The organism is Streptomyces sp. NBC_00637 (genome assembly GCF_045161545.1).
In the GTDB taxonomy this organism is placed as follows: domain Bacteria; phylum Actinomycetota; class Actinomycetes; order Streptomycetales; family Streptomycetaceae; genus Streptomyces.
The window spans coordinates 4,933,432-4,955,596 of the sequence record NZ_CP109046.1 but is presented as its reverse complement, the minus strand read 5'-3'; the positions used below and the strand labels follow the sequence as shown (position 1 = coordinate 4,955,596).

Here is a 22,165-nt window from a genome sequence, read left to right as displayed (position 1 = left end):
AAAAAGATATATGCATGGCTCATTCACTGAAAGACCAGGTCAAACGAGAGTCAATGCACCGTAAGCCGTGGGCAAATTGTGATCATTTGGCGTCAGACGCCCGGGACGCGAACTCCCAGCTCAGCCCTACCTGTTAGACGTACGCGAGTGCCCACCTGCTCCACTCTCAAGGTCACGGAAAGGTAAAGGCCACCGAGCGGTGTGGCGCAATCTCCTCGGCATCGGCGATGCTCTGGTGCGCGCTTTCCGGGCGCGGAATGCGAAAAGCAGACCCCGGATGCGGCATAGCTCATTCACAGAATCCCGGGTATGCCCGGGATTTCAGGGGGAGGGGGCGCAAGCCCATGGAACGTCGTCGCTTCGGCATGCCCGCGTCCGGGCGCGGCCGGGCAGGGGTAGCCGCCGCCGTCGCCGGCGCGATCGGCGTCGGGCTGCTGGCCGTGCCGCTGTTCGACGACCCCGGCAGCGCCGCAGCCCCCTCCGGGACGAAGAAGGCCGCCGCCCGTCCGCTGGACGAGGACACCGCGCAGCAGCAGGCCGTGTCCGCGGGCAAGCGCGTCGAGGTCACCGCGATGCGCGACGAGACGTCCACGACGTACGCGCGCCCGGACGGCAGCTTCGAACTGGTCGCCCACGGGGCGCCGGTGCGGGCGAAGGTGAACGGCGTCTGGAAGCCCATCGACACGAGCCTGGCCCGGACCGCACAGGGCTGGGCCGCCAGGGCGACCGTCGATCCCGTGGTGTTCGCGGCGGGCGGCACGGACAGTGGGAGCGGCACGAGCGGCAAGACCGGCAAGCAGCGTGCGAGCGGCCGGGGCGGCGCGGGCCGGGGCTCGGCGGCCGCGGCCGTGCGCCCCGCCGTCTACACCGTCGCGCGCGGCGGTGGCGCCGTGCGGGTCGCCGACGCCACCGAGGGCTTCTCCGAACTCGCCACCCTCACCAGCGGCGGCCACGAGATCACCCTGAGCTGGCCCGGAGCCCTGCCCGAGCCCGCGATCAGCGGGTCGAGCGCGCTGTACCGCGAGGTCCTCGACGGTGTCGACCTGATGCTGACGGCCCAGGCCGGCGGCTTCAGCCACGTGCTCGTGGTGCACAGCGCCGAGGCGGCGGCCGACCCCGCGCTCACCCGGCTGTCCTACGGGCTGTCCTCCCCCGACCTGACCTTCCACCTCGACCCGGTCACGAAGATCGTCACCGGCACGGACCGCGCCGGCCAGGAGATCGCCGTCTCCCCCACCCCCTACCTGTGGGACTCCGCCGGCACCTACGCCAAGACCGAGGGCGCCGACCCCGAGCCGGCCGAGGAGGCCGCCGAGCCCACCCCGTCGTACTCCGAGGAGCCCGGCGCGCCGGTCGGCGACGAGAGCGCCACGCCCGAGGACGGGCAGGACACCGACGCGCCGGCGGCGACCGCCACCGGGGACACCGGCTCCGACGACACCACCGCCGTCGACCCGGCCGCCTTCCGCCGGGCGTCGTCCGCGTCGTCCGCCGCCCTCACCGACGCCCAGGTGTTCGCCCTGCCGGGCCTCGCCGGTCCCGACCCCGGCACCCATATGGCCGTCGCGGGAACGGAGTTGAGCGCCCCCGGGGCCGCCTCCACCGCCCTGTCGATCGTGCCGGACGCCGACCTGCTCACCGACGCGGCCACCGTCTACCCGGTCTTCGTCGACCCCACGATCTACGGCAAGACGAAGAACTGGACCACGGCCTACAAGAAGTACCCCAGCTCCAGCTTCTACGACGGAGCCAACTACAACAGCGGCACCACCGAGGCCCGCGTCGGCTTCGAGTCCACCACCTGGGGCCTGTCCCGGTCCTTCTTCAAGCTCGGCTGGTCCACCGGCATCAAGGGCGCCAGCATCTCCTCCGCCTCCATCCGGCTGCGCGAGACCTACTCCTGGTCGTGCTCGGCGCGCGAGACCCAGGTCTGGCTCACCTCCGGCATCTCCTCCAAGACCACCTGGAACAACCAGCCGGACTGGAAGTCGGAGATCGGCACCAAGTCCTTCGCGTACGGCTACAACTCCTCCTGCCCGGACTCCTACGTCAGCTACGACGCCAAGTCGGTCGCGCAGGACGCGGCGGACGGCGGCTGGTCCTCGATGACCATCGGACTGCGGGCCAGCACCGAGGACTCGGCGTACGCCTGGAAGAAGTTCCGCGCGGAGGGCGACAGCGCCCCCAAGCTCACCCTCGTCTACAACCGCAAGCCGAAGACGCCGAGTTCGGTCGTCCAGACACCGGGCGGCACCTGCGACCGCACCACGCCGTACCTCCACATCGGCAAGCGCGACCTCGTGCTGTCGGCCGTCTCCTCCGACGCGGACGACACCTCCACCCGCCAGGACCTGAAGTACCTGGACTTCGAGCTGTGGCGGACCGGCTACGGCGACAGCAAGATCCTCGACAAGAACGTCACCGTCACCAGCGCCGGCAAGGCGTCGGTCACGGTCGCCAAGTCCTCGTTCACCAATGGCTACCAGTACTCGTGGCGGGTGCGCGCCATCGACTCCAGCGGGGCCGCCTCACCGTACGCGCCGACCTCCGACCCGTACGTGTGCCGGTTCATCTACGACAGCAGCGTGCCCAACGAGCCGCTGATCACCTCCACGGTCTTCCCGGCGGCGGACGAGGACGGCTCGATCTGGTCGACGGTGAAGTTCGGCACGGCCGGCACCTTCGCCTTCGCGCCGGACGAGGACACCGACGTCACCAAGTTCCAGTGGTCGTTCAACACCACGACCTACGGGAGCAGCAAGACGGTCACCGCGGGCGCCTCGACGACCGTGTCGCTGTCGCCGCCGCTGGCCGGGCCCAACGTGCTGTACGCGCGGGCCGTGGACAGCGCGGGCAACGTCTCGATCGGCACGAAGTACCTGTTCTACGTCACCCCGCGCGACACCGCCGACGAGGCGGGCGACACCACCGGTGACGGCACCCCCGACCTGTTCGCGATCAGTTCGGGCGGCAACCTGTGGATGTACCCGTCGTCGACCGCCGGTGACCTGCACGTCGGCATGGAGGCCGCCCACGACAACGGAGTCGGCCTGCTCTCCGACCCGGACGAGGACGGTGTGGACCACGCGCCGGCCTACTGGGTGGGCGCCGACGGCACGGCGGCGCTGATCGCCCACGGCGGCGACGCGCTCGGCGCCGACGGCATCGGCGACGTCTTCTCCCGGATGCCCGACGGCAAGCTGTACGTCTACCCCGGCGACGGCTACGGCAGCGTCGACATCTCCCGGCGCATGACCGTCCGGCTGCCCTCGGGCTCCCCGGACCCGGCGACCTTCGACCAGATCATCGTGGGCGACTACGACGCGGACGGCCGCGTCGACCTGTTCGCCACCGCCACCGGCGGTGAGATGTGGGCCTTCGAGGGCTACACCGGCGCCACGTTCCTGACGGTCACCAAGATCGCCACCACGGCGTGGCTGGACCGCGACCTCGTCTCGGTCGGCGATCACGACGCGGACGGCGCCCCCGACCTGCTGTGGCGCTCCGGCTCCTCCAGCCGCCTCTACCTGCGCTTCGGCGTCAAGGACAGCGCCGGCGGCTCCACCATCGCCTCCCTGGCGACGGCGGCGGCGTCCAAGACGGGCGCCGACGAGGTCTACGCCGAGGGATGGTCGACGGCCACGGTGCCCACCACCCACCTCTACGGCACCCCGGACGTCACCAACGACGGCGTCCCCGACCTCTGGGCCCTGTCCAGCGCCGGAAGCATCTACTTCTACAAGGGCGGCGCCGCGGTGATCGGCACGGGCACGGCGGTGATCAGCGCGGACAGCGCGTGGGCGACGACGAAGCTGCGCTTCGGCTGACCCGACCGCAACTCCCGGAGACGGGGCCGGAGTTCGTCAGAACTCCGGCCCCGTGTCCGTTTCCGGCTCGCGGGACGTGTGCGGCAACGGTCCCGCGCGGTCGAGCAGACCCGTGCGGGCCGCGAGGGCCGCCGCCTCCAGGCGAGAACCGACGCCCAGTTTCATCAGGACCCGCTGGACGTGCGTGCGGGCCGTGGAGGGGGCGATGCGCATGCCGGCGGCGATCAGCCGGGTGTCCTCGCCGTCCGCGACCCGGACCAGGACCTCCACCTCGCGGGGCGTGAGCATCTGGAGCAGCCGCTGGCCCTCGTCGTCCGGCTGGGCCGCCGGGTTCAGCAGTTCGCCGAAGGCGCCCTGCAGCAGCGCCGGAGCCACCGCCGCCTCGCCCGCCCGCGCCTTCATGATGGCCCGCTCCACGCCCTCTATGCGCTCGTCGTGGCGTACGTAGCCGGAGGCGCCCGCGGCGAAGGCCGCCGCGATGCCGCGAGGGCTCGGTACCGGACCGAGGACCAGGACCGCCACCTGTGGCCGCTCCCGCTTGATGCGGACCACCGGGTCGAAGATGCCCGGCTCGGCCGGGACCGCCGTGCCCAGCAGGCACACCTCCGGGGCGCGGGTGATCACCAGCTCCGCCGCGCCGGCGGCCGGTGCCGCCGCGGCGAGCACCCGGTGCCCCCGCAGTTTGAGCGCCGAGGCCAGTGCCTCGGCGAGCAGTCGGTGGTCATCGACCACCATCAGCCGCACTCCCAACGAGCAACCCCCCAGTCCCCCCGTGGATGCCCACACGGACTCGCACGGACCGACAAAGGGTGCCCCCCGGCACCCCGTCCTTCATGCCCCCGGAAGCTACACGCTTGTTCGACGTTGCGCTCCCCCTACTGGTGAGAAGTGCCCCGGATCGCCGAAATTCCTCACATTCGAGGGTCATGCGCGGTAAGTGCACGGCCCCGCCCCTGAGCAGGGACGGGGCCGTCACGGCGATCAGTACGATCAGCTGCCCGCGCCGAACGCGACCGCGAGGTACTGCGGATCACCGCTCGAGAGCGAGCCGTCGTCGGCGTACACCTCGGACATGTACAGGCGTCCCTGGGAGTAGAGGACCTCGGAGTACTCCGGGGACATGCCGGTCTCCAGGTCGTGCACCGCGTCCGTGGCCGGGTTCTCCAGCAGCCTGGTCTCCTTGAAGGAGCCCCCGGCGATGCTGACGACCTGGCCGCCCTTGTCGTAGGGCGGCCGCTTGTAGGCGATCAGGTTGCTGCCGTCCATGCGCAGCGGGTAGATCGTGTAGCCGTCACCGGCGTCCGCGCGCTGGCCGGTCTGCTTGCCGGTGGCCAGGTCGAAGGCGATGACCTCGTTGGTCCGGCTGTAGTCGCCGGTGCCGTCGTGCTCCTCGGTCGGGACGTAGATCCGGTCGTTGCCGACCGCCAGGCCCGTGCAGGCCTCGATCCTGGTGATGCCCTCGCAGTCGGCCGCGTACTGGTCGCCCGGGACCGAGATGCGGGTGCGCAGCTTGCCGGTCTTGTTGTCGATGGAGAAGAAGTCCGAGATGCCGCTGCCGTCGCCGGCGCTGTCGCCGACGTCGGCGGCCACCACCAGGGGGTCGCTGGACACGACGGACGCGTAGTCGATGCCCGTGGCCAGCTTGTACTCGGAGATCACCTTCCCGGACACCGGGTCGATGGTCTGGATGTGCAGCTCGGGGTTGTCGTAGGCGCCGCACTTGCGCACGGCCACCAGCTTCGGGCCGCCGCCGTAGCCGGCGTCGTAGCAGGTGTCGGCCGGCTTCGGCGACCACAGCACCTTGCCGGAGTCGATGTCGAAGGCGGCGCCGCCGTTGGTGGAGCCGAGGGCGACCGTGTTCGCGCTGACCGTCACGTTGTTGAAACTGATCGGGTAGTCACCGGAGTTGACGGTCTTCTTCCACAGCTGCTTGCCCGCGGCGAGGTCGATCGCCGCGACCTGGTCGCAGGCGGCAGTCTCGGCGGCGCTCGCCTGGAAGGTGACCGCCGTGCGGTAGTCGTCGGTGGCGAACTTGCTGGCCTCGCACACCGGGCCGGGCAGCGGCACCGACCAGAGCTTGGTGCCCTTGTCCAGGTCGTAGCCCGCGATCTCGCTGACGCCGGTCTTCACGTACGCCTTGTCGGTGAGCCAGGAGCCCTTGACGCCGACGCTGTCGTCCTTCTTGATCACGGGCATCGGGAGCTTGAACAGGACGTCCGAGGCGGGGTCGGCCGGCACCTTCTCCTTGCCGCCGGAGGACGTGCCGCCGGTGCCTCCCTTGCCGTCGGTGTCACCGCCGCCGCCGGTCGGGCCCGCGGTGTCCGCCTCCGTCTTGCCGTTGTCGCTCGACTTCGCGTACCAGACGCCGCCGCCGACGATCAGCGCGATCGCGACGACCGCCCCGACGATGATCGCCAGCTGCGCGTTGAACTTCTTGCCGGCGCCCGGGCCCTGGCCGGGGCCGCCGGCCTGCGGGTGCATGGGCATCGTGGGCTGACCCGGGTAGCCGTAACCCGGCTGCGCGGCCGGATACCCCGGCTGACCGGGCTGCCCCGGGTAGCCGTAACCGGGCTGCTGGCCGTACGGGGGCGTCGGCGCGCCGTAGGGGCCCGGCTGCTGGGGCTGACCGTACGCGGAGGGCGCCGGCGCGGGCGGCTGGGCCGGGTAGCCGTAGCCGGGGGCGGCCGGCGGCGTCGGCTGTCCCGGCGCCTGCGGGTAGCCGTATCCCGGCTGGGGCTGCGGAGGCCCGGACGGGGCGGGCGGCGGAGGCGTCTGCGGAGGCTGCGGCGCCTGGGGCTGCCGAGCCTCCGGGGGCGGGGGCGCCTGGCCCGGCTGGGGCTGCTGCCCCGGCTGCTGTCCCGGCTGGGATGCCGGCTGGGGTGCCTGCGGGTAGCCGTAGCCCGGCTCCGGGGCCTTCGCCAGGTTCGGGGCGGGAGGCTGCGGCGCGGCGTCCCGAGGTGCCGCGTCCTGGGGCACGGCATCCTGCGGCGGGGTGTCCTGCGGCGGGGTGTCCTGCGGCGGGGTGTCCTGCGGCGGGGTGTCCTGCGGCGGCTGGGGCGGGCCGAATCCGCCCTGCGGCGGCTGTTGCGGCTGCTGCGGGGGCTGGTTCGGCGGCGGGGGCGGCGGCTGGGTCATGGTGTGGCTACCTCGGGAGAACGCTGGGAAGGCTCGGGCGGACGGAGCGGGGACGTCGACGGGGCGGGGAAGGCGGTGGGTCGCCTCACTTGCCGTAGGCGAGCATCAGCTTCTCCTTCGTCTCGTCGTTGCCCGTCAGCCGGGTGGAGGAGAGGTAGAGGCGTCCGGCGACCCAGGCGAGGTCGCGCGAGTAGAAGCTGTCCTCGATGTCGACGGTGCTCTCGGGCAGTTGCATCAGCGTCGTCGGCGTGTGGGCGGACCCGGCCGTCGGGATGCCCACCACCCGGCCGGCGGTGTCGTAGGACGGCTCGACGTACGCGACGAGGTTCCCGCCCTCGACCTTTACCGGCAGCATCGCCTCGTCGGCAGGGGACTTCACCCGCCACTTCTCCTTGCCGGTGGACAGGTCGATCGCCACGATCTCGTTGGGACCGCTGTTCGACTCGGTCGGCAGGTAGAGGGTGTTCGCGTCGGAGGCCGTGCCCGAGCAGCCCGTGAGGTTGCGCTGGAGGAAGCCGGAGTCGCACGCGGGCGCGAAGTCCTCGTCGAAGCCGACCTGCGAGCGGTAGGAGCCGTCCGGCTTGAACGTCGCGATGTTCCAGGTGTTCTTGTCCTCGTTGGTGCTGTAGACCACCAGCGGGTCGACGGAGTACGTCTTCGCGACCGACCAGCCCTTGTCGAACTTCTGGGTCCACTTGACCTTGCCGGTCGCCGGGTCCAACTCCTGTATCTCGTCGTGCTCGTTGGCCTCGGTCGCGTCGCAGGACGCCACCGCGATCAGCCGGGTCCCGCCCGCGAACGCCGTCGGGAAGCAGGCGTCGCCGTACTTCTGCTTGTCGTACAGCTTCTTGCCGGTGCGGACGTCGTACGCCGTGCCGGACTGCGAGCGGCCCACCATCAGGGTGTTGCCGGCCAGCGACAGCTCGATGCTGATGGCGCTGTCGAACAGCGCGCCGTCCGCGACCACGCCCTTCCAGCCCTTGGCGCCGGTGCCGAGGTCGATCTGCTGGAGCTGGTTGCACTTGGCGCGGTCGCTGGTGCCGCTCATGTACGCCACGACGACCTTGTCGTCCGCCGTCTTCTGCGGGGTGACCGCGCAGATCTTCTGCGGCAGGACGATGGCGTCCCAGGTGGGCTTGCCGTCGGCGACGTCGTACGCGACGACCTCCTTGTAGGCCGCCTTGACGGCCGTCTTGGAGGTGATCCACATGCCGGGGGCGTCGGCGCCGGAGGCGGGCGCGTCGGGCGCCTCCTTGTACCAGAGCACCTTCGCCTCGCCGGCCTTGCGGTCCGCGTTGAAGTCCTCGGTGTCCTCGCCGCCGTCGCCGCTGCCGTCACCGGGGTTGACCGGGCTGCCGCTGGACGCCGACGTCGCCTTGCCGTCGTCGCTCGGGCCGGCAACCGGCTTCTTGCCGCCGTCGTCGTCGCCGTTCGTGACCGCGAACACCGTCCCGCCGATCACCAGCAGCGCCGCCACCGCGGCCCCGACCACCAGCGCGGGCCGCCCCTTGAAGGGGTTGCGCCCACCGGGCGGCGTGCCGGGCGCGCCGGGGAACTGGGGCGGCTGCGGATAGCCGTAGCCCGGCTGCTGCCCGTAGGGCCCGCTCGGCTGACCGTACGGCCCCGGCTGGGCGTAGGGGCCCGGCTGCTGCGGCTGACCGTAGGGGCCGGACTGCGGCGGCTGTTGCTGCGGATAGCCGTAACCCGGCTGCGGCGGCTGGGCGGGCGGGCCCTGAGGCGGCTGCGGCGGCAGTTGGGGTCCGCCGAAGCCACCCGGTGGCGACTGCGGCGCCGGTGGCTGGTGCGGCTGGTCCTGCGGTGCTCCGAAACCACCCTGCTGCGGCGGCTGATTGGGCGGCTGAGCCATCAGCGTGTTCCCCCTATGTCACTGTTTTTAGCCACGCCCCCAGGTCAGTGACCCGCCCGGAGCCGTCTTCAGAGAGTTCTCAGACGGCTCTTTCTATCACCCGTGACGGACGGCTCCCGGGGCCGATCCATCCCTGTTCCCAAGGGAGAACCGGCCCGTGATGCCGTCGTTATGCGCCTTCACGCACCCTTCACGCGTCCTCGGCGAGTTCCAGCCACCGCAGCTCCAGTTCCTCGCGCTCGCCCGCCAGGTCCCGCAGCTCGGCGTCGAGTTCGGCGACCTTGGCGAAGTCGGTGGCGTTGTCGGCGATCCGGGCGTGCAGCTTGGACTCCTTGTCGGAGACCTTGTCCAACTGCCGCTCGATCTTCTGGAGTTCCTTCTTGGCGGCGCGCTGGTCGGCGGCGCTCTTCTCGGGCGCGGGCTTCGCGGCGGCCGCCGGAGCCGAGGCCGCCGCGGCCTCCTCCATGCGCTGCCGGCGCTCGATGTACTCGTCGATGCCGCGCGGCAGCATCCGCAGGGCGGCGTCGCCGAGGAGGGCGAAGACCCGGTCCGTGGTCCGCTCGACGAAGAAGCGGTCGTGGGAGATGACGATCATCGAGCCCGGCCAGCCGTCGAGGAGGTCCTCGAGCTGGGTGAGGGTCTCGATGTCGAGGTCGTTGGTGGGCTCGTCGAGGAAGAGGACGTTCGGCTCGTCCATGAGGAGGCGCAGGATCTGCAGACGGCGGCGCTCACCGCCCGACAGGTCGCCGACCGGCGTCCACTGCTTGTCCTTGTTGAAGCCGAACGTCTCGCAGAGCTGCCCGGCGGTCATCTCCCGGCCCTTGCCGAGGTCGACGCGTTCGCGCACCTGCTGCACGGCTTCCAGCACCCGCAGGTTCGGGTCGAGTTCGGCGACCTCCTGGGAGAGGTAGGCGAGCTTCACCGTCCTGCCGACGACGACCCGGCCGGCCACCGGCTGGGTCTCGCCCTCGGTGCGCGCGGCCTCGGCCAGGGCCCGCAGCAGGGAGGTCTTGCCGGCGCCGTTGACGCCGACCAGGCCGATCCGGTCGCCGGGGCCGAGGTGCCAGGTGATGTGCTTCAGCAGCACCTTGGGACCGGCCTGGACGGTGACGTCCTCGAGGTCGAAGACCGTCCGGCCGAGCCGCGAGGAGGCGAACTTCATCAGCTCGCTGCTGTCGCGCGGCGGCGGCACGTCCGCGATGAGCTCGTTGGCGGCCTCGACGCGGAAGCGCGGCTTGGACGTGCGCGCGGGGGCGCCGCGCCGCAGCCAGGCCAGCTCCTTGCGGACCAGGTTCTGCCGCTTGGTCTCCTCCGTCGCGGCGATGCGCTCACGCTCCGCGCGCGCGAAGACGTAGTCGGAGTACCCGCCCTCGTACTCGTGGACGGCCCCGCGCTGCACGTCCCACATGCGCGTGCAGACCTGGTCGAGGAACCAGCGGTCGTGGGTGACGCAGACGAGCGCGGACCGGCGCTCGCGCAGATGCCGGGCCAGCCAGGAGATGCCCTCGACGTCGAGATGGTTGGTCGGCTCGTCCAGGACGATCAGGTCCTGCTCCTCGATGAGCAGCTTGGCGAGGGCGATCCGGCGGCGCTCACCACCGGAGAGCGGGCCGATGACCGTGTCCAGGCCCTGCGGGAACCCGGGCAGGTCCAGCCCGCCGAAGAGCCCGGTGAGCACGTCCCTGACCTTGGCGTTGCCGGCCCACTCGTGGTCGGCCATGTCCCGGATGACCTCGTGCCGGACGGTCGCGGCCGAGTCGAGCGAGTCGTGCTGGGTGAGCACGCCCAGCCGGACCCCGCCGGAGTGCGTGACCCGCCCGGAGTCCGCCTCCTCCAGCTTGGCGAGCATGCGGATCAGCGTGGTCTTCCCGTCGCCGTTACGGCCGACGACGCCGATCCGGTCCCCTTCGGACACGCCGAGCGAGATGCCGTCGAGCAGCGCACGGGTCCCGTACACCTTGCTGACGTTCTCGACATTGACCAGATTGACGGCCATTTCTCTCCTGCCACGGGGGATGCTCGACCCTCCAGGGTAGTCGGCGCGGCAGGTGCCTCCGGGTGCCCGTCACCTTTCGCGGTCCCGGGGGCGCCGGCGGCTGCCGGCCGAGCGCGTGATCGTCGTGCGCGCCGTCCACGCACGGCGCGTGCGCGCGCGGCTCACGCCCCGGACATCGGCGTACGGGCACCGTCTCCCACCGGGCGACGAACGGTTGCACACGCCGGGCGGACGCCCCCTGGCGCACGCCGGGGCTGGCCGGACGGGATCGTCACTCCGGCTCGGCGATCTCCGGCTCGGCGATCTCCGGGTGGCGCTCCTCGTAGCGCCACATCGCCCGCACGAGACCGTCGTCCGGGCCACTGTCGGCGTCGAGGGGCCGCAGTGCGCGCCAGGCGGCCACACAGCGCGGGTCGTCGCGCTGCGCGAGCCCGTAGGCGGCGTGTACCCGGGTGTCCCGCAGCTCGTCGCCGAGGAGTCCGGCGAGCACCTCGGTGACGCCGGGCGCCTCCGCGGAGCAGTGCGCCAGCCGGTAGGCCGCCCGCTCGCGCACCCCGGGCTCGGGATCACGCGCCAGCGCGTACAGGACGTCGAGCTTCTCGCGCGGCACGCGCGTCCCCGCGGACTCCGGTCGCAGGGTGTCGGGCACCTCCAGGCGTACACGCGGGTCGGGATGCCCGGCGTACGACAGACCGACGGCCTCGACGACCTCCCCGTTCCCGTCCGAGTCGCCCTCCTCGCTCAGCCCGGACAGCACCAGGGCGAGCACCTCGGGGTCCGGTTCCTCCAGGGCCCAGGGGAGGAACACCTCGGGCGCGCGTTTGTACACGACGGATCCCGGCCGCGAGAACATGCCGCCGAACCCGATGACGAGGCACCGCAGCACGTCCGCGGCGAAGAGCCTGTGCAGTCGGTCGGGGTGCGCGCTCAGCGCCTGGGCGGCGGCCCAGGTCTCCTCGTCCTGCCGGGTGGCGAGGAGGACGACGGAGTCGGACCAGACGCCGTGGTCCCGGTCCGGCCGGGTGAGTGCCCGCGCGAGCAGCTCGTCGAACGAGGTGCGGATCCGGAAGCGCTCCTCCAGCACGGTGAGGACGCCCGGATGACCGTCCCACACGGTCTGCCCGCCGAGCGAGTGACGCGCGTACCAGGAGGACCACGTATCGACCCGCACCGTGTCCCGCTCGACCGGGCCGGCGGCTCCGGTCCTGCGCCGCAGCTCGGTCTCCGGGTCCGACACGGCCCAGTACCGCGCGCGTGCCAGTAGCCCGGCCCGCGCGTCGGCGTCGAGGCGCACGAGTTCGGGGAGCAGCCTGGTGACCATCCAGGAACAGCCGCCGTCCACCGCCCGGGTCAGCGCGCTGTCGCCGCCGGGCAGTCCGGGATCTCCTCCCGGCGCCCCGCCCGGCGACCGCAGCGGGTCGGCGCCGGCGTTGATCAGCTGCTCGGCGACCGGTTCGTCGTAGGCCGCCACGGCCACGCAGAGCAGGGGCACGCCGTCGGCCGGATCGCGGGCGTGCGGATCCTCCCCGCCGTCCAGCAGTTCGCGCACGGCTTCGACGTCTCCCCGCCGGACGGCCGCGACCAGTTCCGCCGACCCCATACGCGCGCCTCCCCGCCCCGGCCTCCTGGTGGAACCGGCCGGGGAAGCCTAGAGTGCGCCGGCCGTGCGGGGCAGCCGATTCACGGGCGGGGCCCGACGACCGTCGCACCGGGCGCCGGTCCCGCGGCCACGCGCACGCTCTTGCAGGTGCCCGAGGTGCGCAGCGCCGCCGCGATCCTCTCCGCGGCGGCGGTGTCGCGGGCGAGGAACGCGGTGGTCGGGCCCGAGCCGGAGACGAGCGCGGCGAGGGCGCCCGCCGCCCTGCCAGCGGCGAGGGTGTCGGCGAGTTCGGGGAAGAGCGACAGCGCGGCCGGCTGGAGGTCGTTGGAGACGGTGGCCGCGAGGGCGTCGGGGTCCCCCTCGGCGAGGGCGTCGAGGAGGCGCCGGGAGGCCACCGGTTCGGGGATGTCCCGGCCCTGCGCCAGCCGGTCGAACTCCCGGAACACCGACGGCGTCGAGAGCCCCCGCGCGGCCATCGCGAACACCCAGGGGAACGTGCCGCCGACCTCCAGGGCCGTCAGCTTCTCGCCGCGCCCGGTGCCGAGGGCCGCCCCGCCGACCAGGCTGAACGGCACATCGCTGCCCAACTCGGCGCAGATCTCCAGGAGTTCGTCACGGGTGGCGCCGGTGCCCCACAGCGCGTCGCAGGCCAGCAAGGCGCCCGCGCCGTCCGCGCTGCCGCCCGCCATGCCCCCGGCGACGGGGATGTCCTTGACGATGTGCAGATGCACGTCGGGCGTACGGCCGTACCGCTCGGCCAGCGCGATCGCGGCCCGCGCGGCCAGGTTCGTACGGTCCAGGGGGACCTGGCGCGCGTCCGGGCCCTCGCAGGTGACGCGGAGTCCGGCGGCCGGGGTCACCGTGACCTCGTCGTACAGACCGACCGCGAGGAAGACGTTCGCCAGGTCGTGGAAGCCGTCCGCGCGGGCGGCGCCCACCGCGAGCTGCACGTTGACCTTGGCGGGCACCCGTACGGTGACGCTCACTCGGACGGCTCCTCGGGCACCTTGTGTTCGGCGATGCGGGCGAACTCCTCGACGGACAGGGCCTCGCCGCGGGCCTGCGGCGAGACGCCGGCCGCCACGAGGGCCTCCTCGGCCAGGGCGGCGGAGCCCGCCCATCCGGCGAGCGCGGCCCGCAGGGTCTTGCGGCGTTGGGCGAACGCCGCGTCGACCACGGCGAAGACCTCGCGCCGCGACGCCGTCGTCCTGACCGGCTCCTTCCGCCGCACCAGCGACACCAGCCCGCTGTCCACGTTCGGCGCGGGCCAGAAGACCTTGCGCCCGATGGCACCGGCCCGCTTGACCTCGGCGTACCAGTTGGCCTTCACCGAGGGCACGCCGTACACCTTCGAGCCGGGGCCGGCGGCCAGCCGGTCGGCGACCTCCGACTGGACCATGACGAGGGTGCGCTCGATGGTGGGGAAGGTCTGGAGCATGTGCAGCAGCACCGGCACGGCCACGTTGTACGGCAGGTTCGCGACCAGCGCGGTCGGGGCGGGGCCGGGCAGCTCGGTCACCTGCATCGCGTCGGAGTGCACCAGCGCGAAACGCTCCGCGCGCTCCGGCATGCGCGCCGCGATCGTCGCGGGCAGCGCGCCGGCCAGGACGTCGTCGATCTCGACGGCCGTGACCCGGTCTGCGGTCTCCAGCAGCGCCAGGGTGAGCGAGCCGAGCCCCGGACCGACCTCGACGACCACGTCGTCGGGCCGGACCTCCGCGGTGCGGACGATACGGCGGACCGTGTTCGCGTCGATCACGAAGTTCTGGCCGCGCTGCTTGGTGGGGCGGACGCCGAGGACCGCCGCCAGCTCACGGATGTCGGCGGGGCCCAGAAGGGCGTCGGGGGCGGGGCTGGTACTCACGGGACAAGGGTACGGGCCGCGCCGCCGCGCTCCTCACCCGCGCAGCCGCGTCCCGCAGTGCGGCCAGGGACTCGCCCCGCGTCGCACGTACAGCTTCTTCGCGCGGTGCGTCTGTTCCTCCGCCGGGGCGTCCTGGGGCCGTCCGCTGCCGCCGAGGCTCTGCCAGGTGTGCGTGTCGAACTGGTACAGCCCGCCGTACGTGCCCGAGGGGTCGACCGCGTTCGGCCGGCCGCCCGACTCGCAGACCGCGAGGCTCTGCCAGTCCAGGCCGTCGGCGCCCCGCACGGATGCGGGCAGCGGCTTCGTCCCGACCCGCACCACCTGGTCGCGCGGTGCGCGCACGGTCTCGTCGCGGATCCGCCGCGGTGTCTGCCGTACACCGTTCACGGTGCGCAGGGAGTACGTGATCCTGCGCAGGCCGGGCTGCCCGGCCCGCTCCACCACCTCGGTGCCCTTGAACAGCGAGGAGTCGTCGGTGCGGCGCACGCCGAACGGGATCGCCTCCTCCCGCACCTCCTCGGTTCCGGTGATCCGCAGCACGGTGACCGTCTGCCCGTCGCGCGGGAAGCTGCCGGCCGCGACGGACGTGGTGTCCTCCCCGCGCAGGGTGATCCCGGCCGCCGCCACCGCCTCGCCCACGGTCGCCGCGTTGGTGCGGATGGTGCGGGCCCGGCCGTCGGCCATCACGGTGACCGAGCGCTCGGTGCGCACGTCCAGCGCGAGCCCCGCGCGTCCGATCGGTTGGGAGCGCGGGACGGACATGTAGGCGCCCTCCGCGCGCACCCCGAGCTGCTGGAGCGCCTCCTGCACGGTGTGCGCCGTCGTCCACACCTCGTGCCGTTGCCCGTCCAGGGTGAGCCGGACGGGCCGCCCGTAGTGCACCTCGATCTCGTCGCCGCTGCTGAGGGCGGTGCCGGGGGCGGGCGCGACCACGTCGTGCGCACCCACCCGCACGCCTTCCTCGGCCAGGAGTTCGGTCACGTCGTCGGCGAAGGTGTGCAGCGTGCGCGGCTTGCCGTCGACGGTCAGCTCGACCGCCTTGTCCTCGGCGACGAAGGCGGTGGTGCCGCCGGCGAGGAAGGCCACCACGAGTGCCTGCGGGACCAGCCGGCGGATCGTGGACTCCGGGCGCTCGGCGGAACGCGTCCTGCGCCGCCGTGCGGCCCGCCCCGCCTCCCGCGGCTCCCCCTGACCCGCTTCCTGCGGCGGCGGCGGTGACGGACGGGGAAGCACCGGGCCGGAGAGCCGGAGCGTCTCGGCGTACGGGGCGGCCCCGGCGACCCCGGCCGGCTCGGTGTACGGGCCCGCCCCGGAGAGCTGGACCGTCTCGGCGTACGACGTGCTCGCGGCGAACGGGACCGGCTCGGGAAGCGGCCCGGGAAGCCGGAGGGTCTCGGGAGACATGGGCTGCGCCTCGTACGCCTCGTAGGCGGGCCGGTACGTGTCGTCGTACGTCCCGGGCGCCGCGTACACGCCGTACGCGATCGTCTCGGCGTTGTGCAGGTCGACGTACGACCCGCCACCGCCGTACGGCTCGTACTCGAAGTACTGCGAGTTGCTCACGCCGACACTCCAGGGGAGGGGTCCGGATCGGGCCCCCAGAACCTAGCGGAGCGACGGTCACTCTCCAAAGTGGCGCGGCTACCGAGAGTTGTGTTCGACGGGTGTCGGACGCGCTCAGTAGTCGAACGCGCGAGCGGTGTTGGCGGCAAGGGCGGTGGCCAGGGTGTCCTCGTCGATGTCCCGTACGGCGGCCATGGCGCGCACCGTGACCGGCACCAGGTACGGCGCGTTGGGCCGTCCGCGGTAGGGCACCGGGGTGAGGAAGGGGGCGTCGGTCTCCACCAGGAGCAGTTCCAGCGGGGCCACGGCGACGGCGTCCCGGAGGTTCTGGGCGTTCTTGAAGGTGACGTTGCCGGCGAAGGACATGAAGTATCCGGCGCGGGCGCAGATCCCGGCCATCTCGGCGTCGCCGGAGTAGCAGTGGAAGACGGTGCGCTCGGGGGCGCCCTCCTCCTTCAGGACGCGCAGGACGTCGGCGTGGGCGTCGCGGTCGTGGATGACCAGGGCCTTGCCGTGCCGCTTGGCCATCTCGATATGGGCGCGGAAGGACTTCTCCTGGGCTTCCTTGCCCTCGGGGCCGGTGCGGAAGTAGTCGAGTCCCGTCTCGCCGACGCCCTTGACGTGCGGAAGCGCGGCCAGGCGGTCGATCTCGGCGAGCGCCTCGTCGAGCGCCTGCGCGCCGCCCGGCGTCCGCGCGCCCTGCCGGGACCAGTTGTCGGGGTCGCCGTGCACGATGCGCGGCGCCTCGTTCGGGTGCAGGGCGACCGCCGCGTGGACGCCGGCATGGGCGGCCGCCGTCTCGGCCGCCCATCGGGAGCCCCGTACGTCACAGCCGACCTGGACGACCGTCGTCACACCCACCGACGCGGCTTTCGCGAGGGCCTCCTCCACCGTGCCCGACTGCATGTCGAGGTGGGTGTGGGAGTCGGCGACCGGCACCCCGAGGGGGGCCGGAAGCGGCGGCGCGGCGTTCTTGTCGGCGCTCTTGTCGGCGTTCGAAGGCATGCCCCGATCCTACGGAAGGGGCACGCCCTCCCCGGCCGGGTACCGGCCCCGGGGGCTAGCCGGCCTTGCGGAACGGGTGCAGAAGGTCGGACAGGTGCCAGTGGTGCTGCGGCACCTCGGACCGCACGTCGGACGGCGTGCCGGACCGCTCGCCGGCCGCCGTGACCGGCGCCTGGACCGGCCCGGCCGGCGACGCCTTGTGCTGTCGGGCCGCGCTGAGCACCGACGAGACCTGCCCCGCCCGCATGATGCGCACGAGGTGCCCCTCGCAGTTCTGGCACGCCGGGCGGCTCAGCGGCGACGGCACGACCCGCCCGTCCGCCACGTAGAGGACGAACTCGTGACCGTCGGCGTCGGTGTGGTGCTCTATCTCGAAGGCCTGCTCCCAGCCGTGCCCGCACCGCATGCAGGCGAAGGAGTACGACTCGTGGACGACGGCGCTCGCACCGCCGTGGAGGCCGGTCTGCCCTGTGATCTCACTCATGACCGCTCCTGTGGTCCGCTGGCGGGACGGTTCGCGTCCCGTCCTCCAGTGGACGCCCGGCCGGGGACGAATGCACTCGACCTGTGCACTGTTGAAGCCGATTTGGGCGTCCCTTGCCACAAGACCCGGCGCCCTTTGCCCGCACATGGGGCGCACGCTCAGACGACATGCGCCCTGCTCAGAGGGGGTGTGAGCCTCTTCACAACACCCGGGTAACAACCGTCACAACCGCCCGCCGCCGGGGGTCACCGCCGTGCGCCGCCGGCGGTCAGAGCTCCCCGGCGTTCTTCGCCGCCACCACCGCGTCGAACACCTCGCGCTTCGGCAGCCCCGCCTCCGCCGCGACCGCCGCGATGGCCTCCTTACGGCGCTCGCCCGCCTCCTCGCGCACCCGCACCCGCCGCACCAGCTCCGTCGCGTCGAGCTCCTCGGGTCCGCGCTCGGGCGCCCCGGTGACGACGACGGTGATCTCGCCCCGCACGCCCTCGGCCGCCCACGCCGCCAGTTCGCCGAGCGGACCGCGCTTCACCTCCTCGTACGTCTTGGTCAGCTCACGGCACACGGCGGCCCGCCGGTCCGTGCCGAACACCTCGGCCATCGCGGCCAGCGTGTCGTCGAGCCGGTGCGGGGCCTCGAAGTACACGAGGGTCCTGCGTTCCTCCGCGACCTCCCGCAGCCGGGACAGCCGTTCCCCCGCCTTCCTCGGCAGGAACCCCTCGAAGCAGAACCGGTCGACGGGCAGCCCCGACAGGGCCAGCGCGGTGAGCACCGCGGACGGGCCGGGTACCGCGGTGACCCGGATTTCCTGCTCGACGGCCCCGGCGACCAGCCGGTACCCGGGGTCGGACACCGACGGCATCCCGGCGTCGGTGACGAGCAGCACCCGTGCGCCACCCACCAGTTCCGCGACCAGCTCGGGGGTACGGGCGGACTCGTTGCCCTCGAAGTAGGACACGACACGCCCCTTGGGCGTCACCCCCAGCGCCTGGGTCAGCCGCCGCAGCCGGCGCGTGTCCTCGGCGGCGATCACGTCCGCGCCGGTCAGTTCCTCGGCGAGACGGGGCGGGGCGTCGGACACGTCACCGATGGGAGTACCGGCGAGGACGAGGATTCCGGGCGTAGCTGTCACGTTTCCATCCTCGCAGGGCGGGACCCCACCCGATCGACCAGGCCGGGTAGGGCCCATGCACGGGACTCACACAGACCTGTTCCCTACGATGGCGCGGTGACCAGTACCGCGTCCTCCATGGACTCCACGGACTACCGGCAGGGCCGGACGCCGCCCGACCAGCGGCCGTCGTGGCAGCAACGGCTGCGCCGTTTCGGATACACCGCGGAGCCGTCCGCCGACGTCCGGGAGCGGCTGGTGCCGCCGTACGCCCAGCCCGGCCCCCGGTTGTGGCAGGCGCTGGGCCTGCCGCCGCTGTGGGTGGACCGGATCGCGCGCTGGTCGTCCTGGGGCGGTCCGCTGCTGGTCACGCTGCTGGCGGGCCTGCTCCGGTTCTGGCACCTGGGCAGCCCCAAGGCGGTGATATTCGACGAGACGTACTACGCCAAGGACGCGTGGGCGGTCGTCCACCGCGGGTTCGAGGTCAACTGGGACAAGAACGCCAACGACGTCATCCTCTCCTCGGGCGGGCACGTCACGATCCCGACGGACGCGGCGTACGTCGTGCATCCGCCGGTCGGCAAGTACGTGATCGGGCTGGGCGAACTGCTCTTCGGGTTCGACCCGTTCGGCTGGCGGTTCATGACGGCGGTGCTCGGCACGCTCAGTGTCCTGCTGCTGTGCCGGATCGGCCGCCGGATCTTCCGGTCCACCTTCCTGGGCTGCCTGGCGGGCGCGCTGATGGCCGTCGACGGACTCGCCTTCGTGATGAGCCGCACCTCGCTGCTCGACGGCGTGCTGATGTTCTTCGTGCTGGCGGCGTTCGGCTGCCTGGTGGTCGACCGGGACAAGGCGCGCGAGAAACTCGTGGCCGCGCTCCCGGCCGACGCGGACGGCCGCCACCGTCCCGACCCGCACATCGCGGAGACCACCCGCCTGGGCCTGCGCCCGTGGCGCTGGGGCGCCGGCCTGATGCTGGGCCTGGCCATCGGCACGAAGTGGAACGGCCTGTACATCCTGGTCGCGTTCTGCCTGATGGCGGTGTTGTGGGACGCCGGCTCGCGCAAGGTGGCGGGCGCCCGCCACCCGTACCTGGCGGTGCTGAAGCGCGACACGGGCCTCGCGTTCCTGGCCACGGTGCCGGTCGCGCTGGTCACCTACCTGGTGTCGTGGACGGGCTGGATCCTGTCCGCCACCGACGGCAAGGGCGGCTACTACCGCAACTGGGCGGCCACCGACGGCAAGGGCGGCAGCTGGACCTGGCTGTTCCCCGACTGGTGGCGCAGCCTGTGGCACTACGAGCACGAGGTGTACGAGTTCCACACCCACCTCACCTCGCCGCACACGTACCAGTCGAACCCGTGGAGCTGGCTCGTCCTCGGCCGCCCGGTCTCGTACTTCTACGAGTCGCCCGCCCCCGGCACCGACGGCTGCCCGACCGACGCGGGCGAGAAGTGCGCCCGCGAGGTCCTCGCGATCGGCACCCCGCTGCTGTGGTGGGCGGCCTGCTTCGCGCTCCTGTACGTGCTGTGGCGCTGGCTGTTCCGCCGCGACTGGCGGGCCGGCGCGATCGTCTGCGGCATCGCGGCCGGCTACCTGCCGTGGTTCATGTACCAGGAACGCACGATCTTCCTCTTCTACGCCGTCGTCTTCCTGCCCTTCCTGTGTCTGGCGGTCGCGATGATGATCGGCGCGATCGTCGGTCCCCCGGGTTCCAGCGACACCCGGCGCGTGGCGGGCGCCACCGGCGCGGGCGTCCTCGTCCTGCTCATCGCCTGGAACTTCGTCTACTTCTGGCCCCTGTACACCGGGCAGGCGATCCCGATCGACGACTGGCGTTCACGTATGTGGCTGGATACATGGGTCTAACGATTGCGGAAACTCTCGCCCCGTACGCCACCCTTTCCGCTTACTGTGAGGCCGAGGGGATCTTTCTGAACGCGTTCAGAAGCGTCCGCGAGGGCAGCGACGGGGACAACGGGGAGGGCGCATGCGCAAGGGGGCCAAGGCAGCCGTGATCGGCTCGGTCTTCGCGGTGATGGTGGGCGGGGCCGGATACGGGGCCTTCAACATCGTGAACGCGCTGAGCGACGGGGGGAGCGGCACCGCCGGGTCGGGGGGCAACGAGCCGGCGGTCGTGAAGACCGGGCCGCCCAGCGGGTCCGAGGTGAAGGACACCAGCGCCAAGTTCTTCGAGGCCTGGGAGAAGGGGCAGGCCGTGGCCGCCGCCGACCTCACCAACAACGCGGCGAAGGCCGAGCCCCTGCTCACCTCGTACGGCCAGGCGGCGCACATCACCGGCGTGAAGATCACACCGGGCGCGGCGGCGGGCGCCAGGGTGCCCTACACGGTCAAGGCGACGGTGTCCTACGAGGGGAAGTCCAAGCCGCTCGCCTACAAGAGCGAGCTGACCGTCGTCCGGGGCGTCACCACCGGCAAGGCGCTGGTGGACTGGGCGCCGTCGGTCGTCCACCCCGAGCTGAAGTCCATGGACGACACCCTCGTCACGGGCGCGTCGGCGGCGCCGTCGATCGAGGCCGTGGACCGTGACGGCAAGGTGCTCACGAAGGAGAAGTACCCCTCCCTGGGGCCGATCCTGGACCAGCTGCGCGCCAAGTACGGGGACAAGGCGGGCGGCACGGCCGGCGTCGAACTGGCGATCAGACACGCCGCCCAGGGCACCGCCGACACCCCGCTGCTGACCCTTGCCGAGGGCAAGGCGGGCAAGGTGCCCACCACCCTCAGCGCGAGCGTCCAGGCGGCCGCCGAGAAGGCGGTGCAGAAGTACAACCAGTCGTCGGTGGTGGCCGTGAAGCCGAGCACCGGTGAGGTGCTGGCGGTCGCCAACAACCGTACGGACGGCTGGAACGCCGCCTTTCTGGGAGAGGTCGCGCCCGGCTCCACCATGAAGATCGTCAGCGCGGCCACCCTCATCGACAACGGGCTCACGACCGCGAACGGCCCCGCGCCCTGCCCGCCCTCGGCCGTCTCCGAGAGCCAGACTTTCCACAACATCACCGACATGAAGCCGAACGAGAACGCGACCCTCGCCGAGAGCTTCGCCCGGTCCTGCAACACGGCGTTCGTGAAGTTCGCGGACGAGGTGAAGGTCGACTCGCTGACGAACGAGGCCCGGGACCGCTTCGGGATCGGCCTCGACTGGCAGACCGGAATCCCGTCCTTCGACGGCTCCGTCCCGGCCGCCGGCGGCCCGGACACCGCGGCCGGCCTGATCGGCCAGGGCCAGGTCCAGATGAACCCGCTGAACATGGCGTCGGTGACGGCGACCGCGATGACGGGCACCTTCCGGCAGCCGGTGATCGTGCCGCTCAGCCTCGACGGCCGTGACCCGGCACACGCGCGTGGCCTGTCGTCGAGCACCGTGCAGCAACTGCGCTCCATGATGAACCGCACCGCGACCAGCGGGACCGCGGCCGAGGTGATGGCCGGACTGAGCGGCCGGATCGGCGCGAAGACCGGTTCCGCCGAGGTCGACGGGCAGAACAAGTCCGACAGCTGGTTCACCGGCTACCGGGGCGATGTCGCGGCCGCCGCCATGACCCAGGACGGCGGTCACGGTGTCGACGCGTCCGGCCCGATCGTCGCGGACGTGCTGCGGGCGGGCTGAACCGGCGGCCGGCGGCGCGGCGGTGACGGCACGACCGCCGACGGCACGGTGGCTGACATCACGGTGGCTGACGTCACACGTGACGTCA

14 protein-coding genes are annotated in these 22,165 nt (G+C 72.3%); 3 read left to right on the top strand and 11 right to left on the bottom strand.

Annotation, left to right across the window (positions count from 1 at the left end; all coding sequences use genetic code 11):
- The first annotated feature begins 344 nt into the window (after window positions 1–344).
- On the top strand, window positions 345–3,827 hold the full coding sequence (locus OG440_RS21785) for a DNRLRE domain-containing protein (protein ID WP_406008470.1): 3,483 nt from the start codon (window positions 345–347) through the stop codon (window positions 3,825–3,827).
- Between the two features lie 36 nt (window positions 3,828–3,863).
- Here the strand turns inward: OG440_RS21785 and OG440_RS21780 are convergent, their stop codons facing one another.
- The 11 genes from OG440_RS21780 to rsmI all read right to left on the bottom strand — a co-directional run bounded on the left by OG440_RS21780 (window position 3,864) and on the right by rsmI (window position 18,470).
- Window positions 3,864–4,562: a LuxR C-terminal-related transcriptional regulator gene (locus OG440_RS21780; RefSeq protein ID WP_406008469.1), complete on the bottom strand. Its 699-nt coding sequence runs from the start codon at window positions 4,560–4,562 to the stop codon at window positions 3,864–3,866.
- Window positions 4,563–4,817: 255 nt separating this feature from the next.
- A complete protein-coding gene (locus OG440_RS21775; RefSeq protein ID WP_406008468.1) occupies window positions 4,818–6,962 on the bottom strand; it encodes a PQQ-binding-like beta-propeller repeat protein in 2,145 nt (714 codons plus the stop codon).
- Between the two features lie 85 nt (window positions 6,963–7,047).
- Window positions 7,048–8,829 (bottom strand): PQQ-binding-like beta-propeller repeat protein, encoded by a 1,782-nt coding sequence (locus tag OG440_RS21770; RefSeq protein WP_406008467.1) that lies wholly within the window; start codon window positions 8,827–8,829, stop codon window positions 7,048–7,050.
- Between the two features lie 190 nt (window positions 8,830–9,019).
- On the bottom strand, window positions 9,020–10,825 hold the full coding sequence (locus OG440_RS21765; RefSeq protein ID WP_406008466.1) for an ABC-F family ATP-binding cassette domain-containing protein: 1,806 nt from the start codon (window positions 10,823–10,825) through the stop codon (window positions 9,020–9,022).
- 271 nt (window positions 10,826–11,096) lie between these two features.
- The gene (locus OG440_RS21760; protein WP_406008465.1) at window positions 11,097–12,425 is read right to left on the bottom strand and encodes a hypothetical protein; all 1,329 of its coding nucleotides are present in this window, start codon (window positions 12,423–12,425) and stop codon (window positions 11,097–11,099) included.
- A gap of 80 nt (window positions 12,426–12,505) precedes the next feature.
- On the bottom strand, window positions 12,506–13,411 hold the full coding sequence (locus OG440_RS21755; protein WP_406008464.1) for a 4-(cytidine 5'-diphospho)-2-C-methyl-D-erythritol kinase: 906 nt from the start codon (window positions 13,409–13,411) through the stop codon (window positions 12,506–12,508).
- Window positions 13,408–14,289 (bottom strand): 16S rRNA (adenine(1518)-N(6)/adenine(1519)-N(6))-dimethyltransferase RsmA, encoded by an 882-nt coding sequence (rsmA, locus tag OG440_RS21750; protein WP_406008463.1) that lies wholly within the window; start codon window positions 14,287–14,289, stop codon window positions 13,408–13,410. The genes OG440_RS21755 and rsmA overlap by 4 nt, the downstream gene beginning before the upstream one ends.
- Before the next feature lie 33 nt (window positions 14,290–14,322).
- Window positions 14,323–15,852, bottom strand: coding sequence for a ubiquitin-like domain-containing protein (locus tag OG440_RS21745; RefSeq protein WP_406008462.1), 1,530 nt, complete (start codon window positions 15,850–15,852; stop codon window positions 14,323–14,325).
- 114 nt (window positions 15,853–15,966) lie between these two features.
- Window positions 15,967–16,857, bottom strand: a complete 891-nt coding sequence (locus OG440_RS21740; protein WP_406008461.1) for a TatD family hydrolase — start codon at window positions 16,855–16,857, stop codon at window positions 15,967–15,969.
- A 55-nt stretch (window positions 16,858–16,912) separates the two neighbouring features.
- Window positions 16,913–17,341 (bottom strand): hypothetical protein, encoded by a 429-nt coding sequence (locus OG440_RS21735; protein WP_406008460.1) that lies wholly within the window; start codon window positions 17,339–17,341, stop codon window positions 16,913–16,915.
- Between the two features lie 268 nt (window positions 17,342–17,609).
- Window positions 17,610–18,470, bottom strand: a complete 861-nt coding sequence (rsmI, locus tag OG440_RS21730; protein ID WP_406008459.1) for a 16S rRNA (cytidine(1402)-2'-O)-methyltransferase — start codon at window positions 18,468–18,470, stop codon at window positions 17,610–17,612.
- 96 nt (window positions 18,471–18,566) lie between these two features.
- On the opposite strand from rsmI, the gene OG440_RS21725 reads away from it, so the two are divergent.
- Both OG440_RS21725 and OG440_RS21720 read left to right on the top strand, forming a co-directional pair.
- Window positions 18,567–20,318, top strand: a complete 1,752-nt coding sequence (locus tag OG440_RS21725; RefSeq protein ID WP_406008458.1) for a dolichyl-phosphate-mannose--protein mannosyltransferase — start codon at window positions 18,567–18,569, stop codon at window positions 20,316–20,318.
- A gap of 121 nt (window positions 20,319–20,439) precedes the next feature.
- Entirely contained in the window at window positions 20,440–22,077 is a 1,638-nt protein-coding gene (locus OG440_RS21720; RefSeq protein ID WP_406008457.1) for a penicillin-binding transpeptidase domain-containing protein, read from the top strand.
- Window positions 22,078–22,165 lie beyond the last annotated feature (88 nt).

Bases quoted from the DNA above. Each gene is read 5' to 3' on its own strand.
- OG440_RS21785 (WP_406008470.1), top strand. From the start codon at position 345: ATGGAACGTCGTCGCTTCGGCATGCCCGCGTCCGGGCGCGGCCGGGCA.
- OG440_RS21780 (WP_406008469.1), bottom strand. From the start codon at position 4,562: ATGGTGGTCGATGACCACCGACTGCTCGCCGAGGCACTGGCCTCGGCG.
- OG440_RS21775 (WP_406008468.1), bottom strand. From the start codon at position 6,962: ATGACCCAGCCGCCGCCCCCGCCGCCGAACCAGCCCCCGCAGCAGCCG.
- OG440_RS21770 (WP_406008467.1), bottom strand. From the start codon at position 8,829: ATGGCTCAGCCGCCCAATCAGCCGCCGCAGCAGGGTGGTTTCGGAGCA.
- OG440_RS21765 (WP_406008466.1), bottom strand. From the start codon at position 10,825: ATGGCCGTCAATCTGGTCAATGTCGAGAACGTCAGCAAGGTGTACGGG.
- OG440_RS21760 (WP_406008465.1), bottom strand. From the start codon at position 12,425: ATGGGGTCGGCGGAACTGGTCGCGGCCGTCCGGCGGGGAGACGTCGAA.
- OG440_RS21740 (WP_406008461.1), bottom strand. From the start codon at position 16,857: ATGCCTTCGAACGCCGACAAGAGCGCCGACAAGAACGCCGCGCCGCCG.
- OG440_RS21735 (WP_406008460.1), bottom strand. From the start codon at position 17,341: ATGAGTGAGATCACAGGGCAGACCGGCCTCCACGGCGGTGCGAGCGCC.
- OG440_RS21720 (WP_406008457.1), top strand. From the start codon at position 20,440: ATGCGCAAGGGGGCCAAGGCAGCCGTGATCGGCTCGGTCTTCGCGGTG.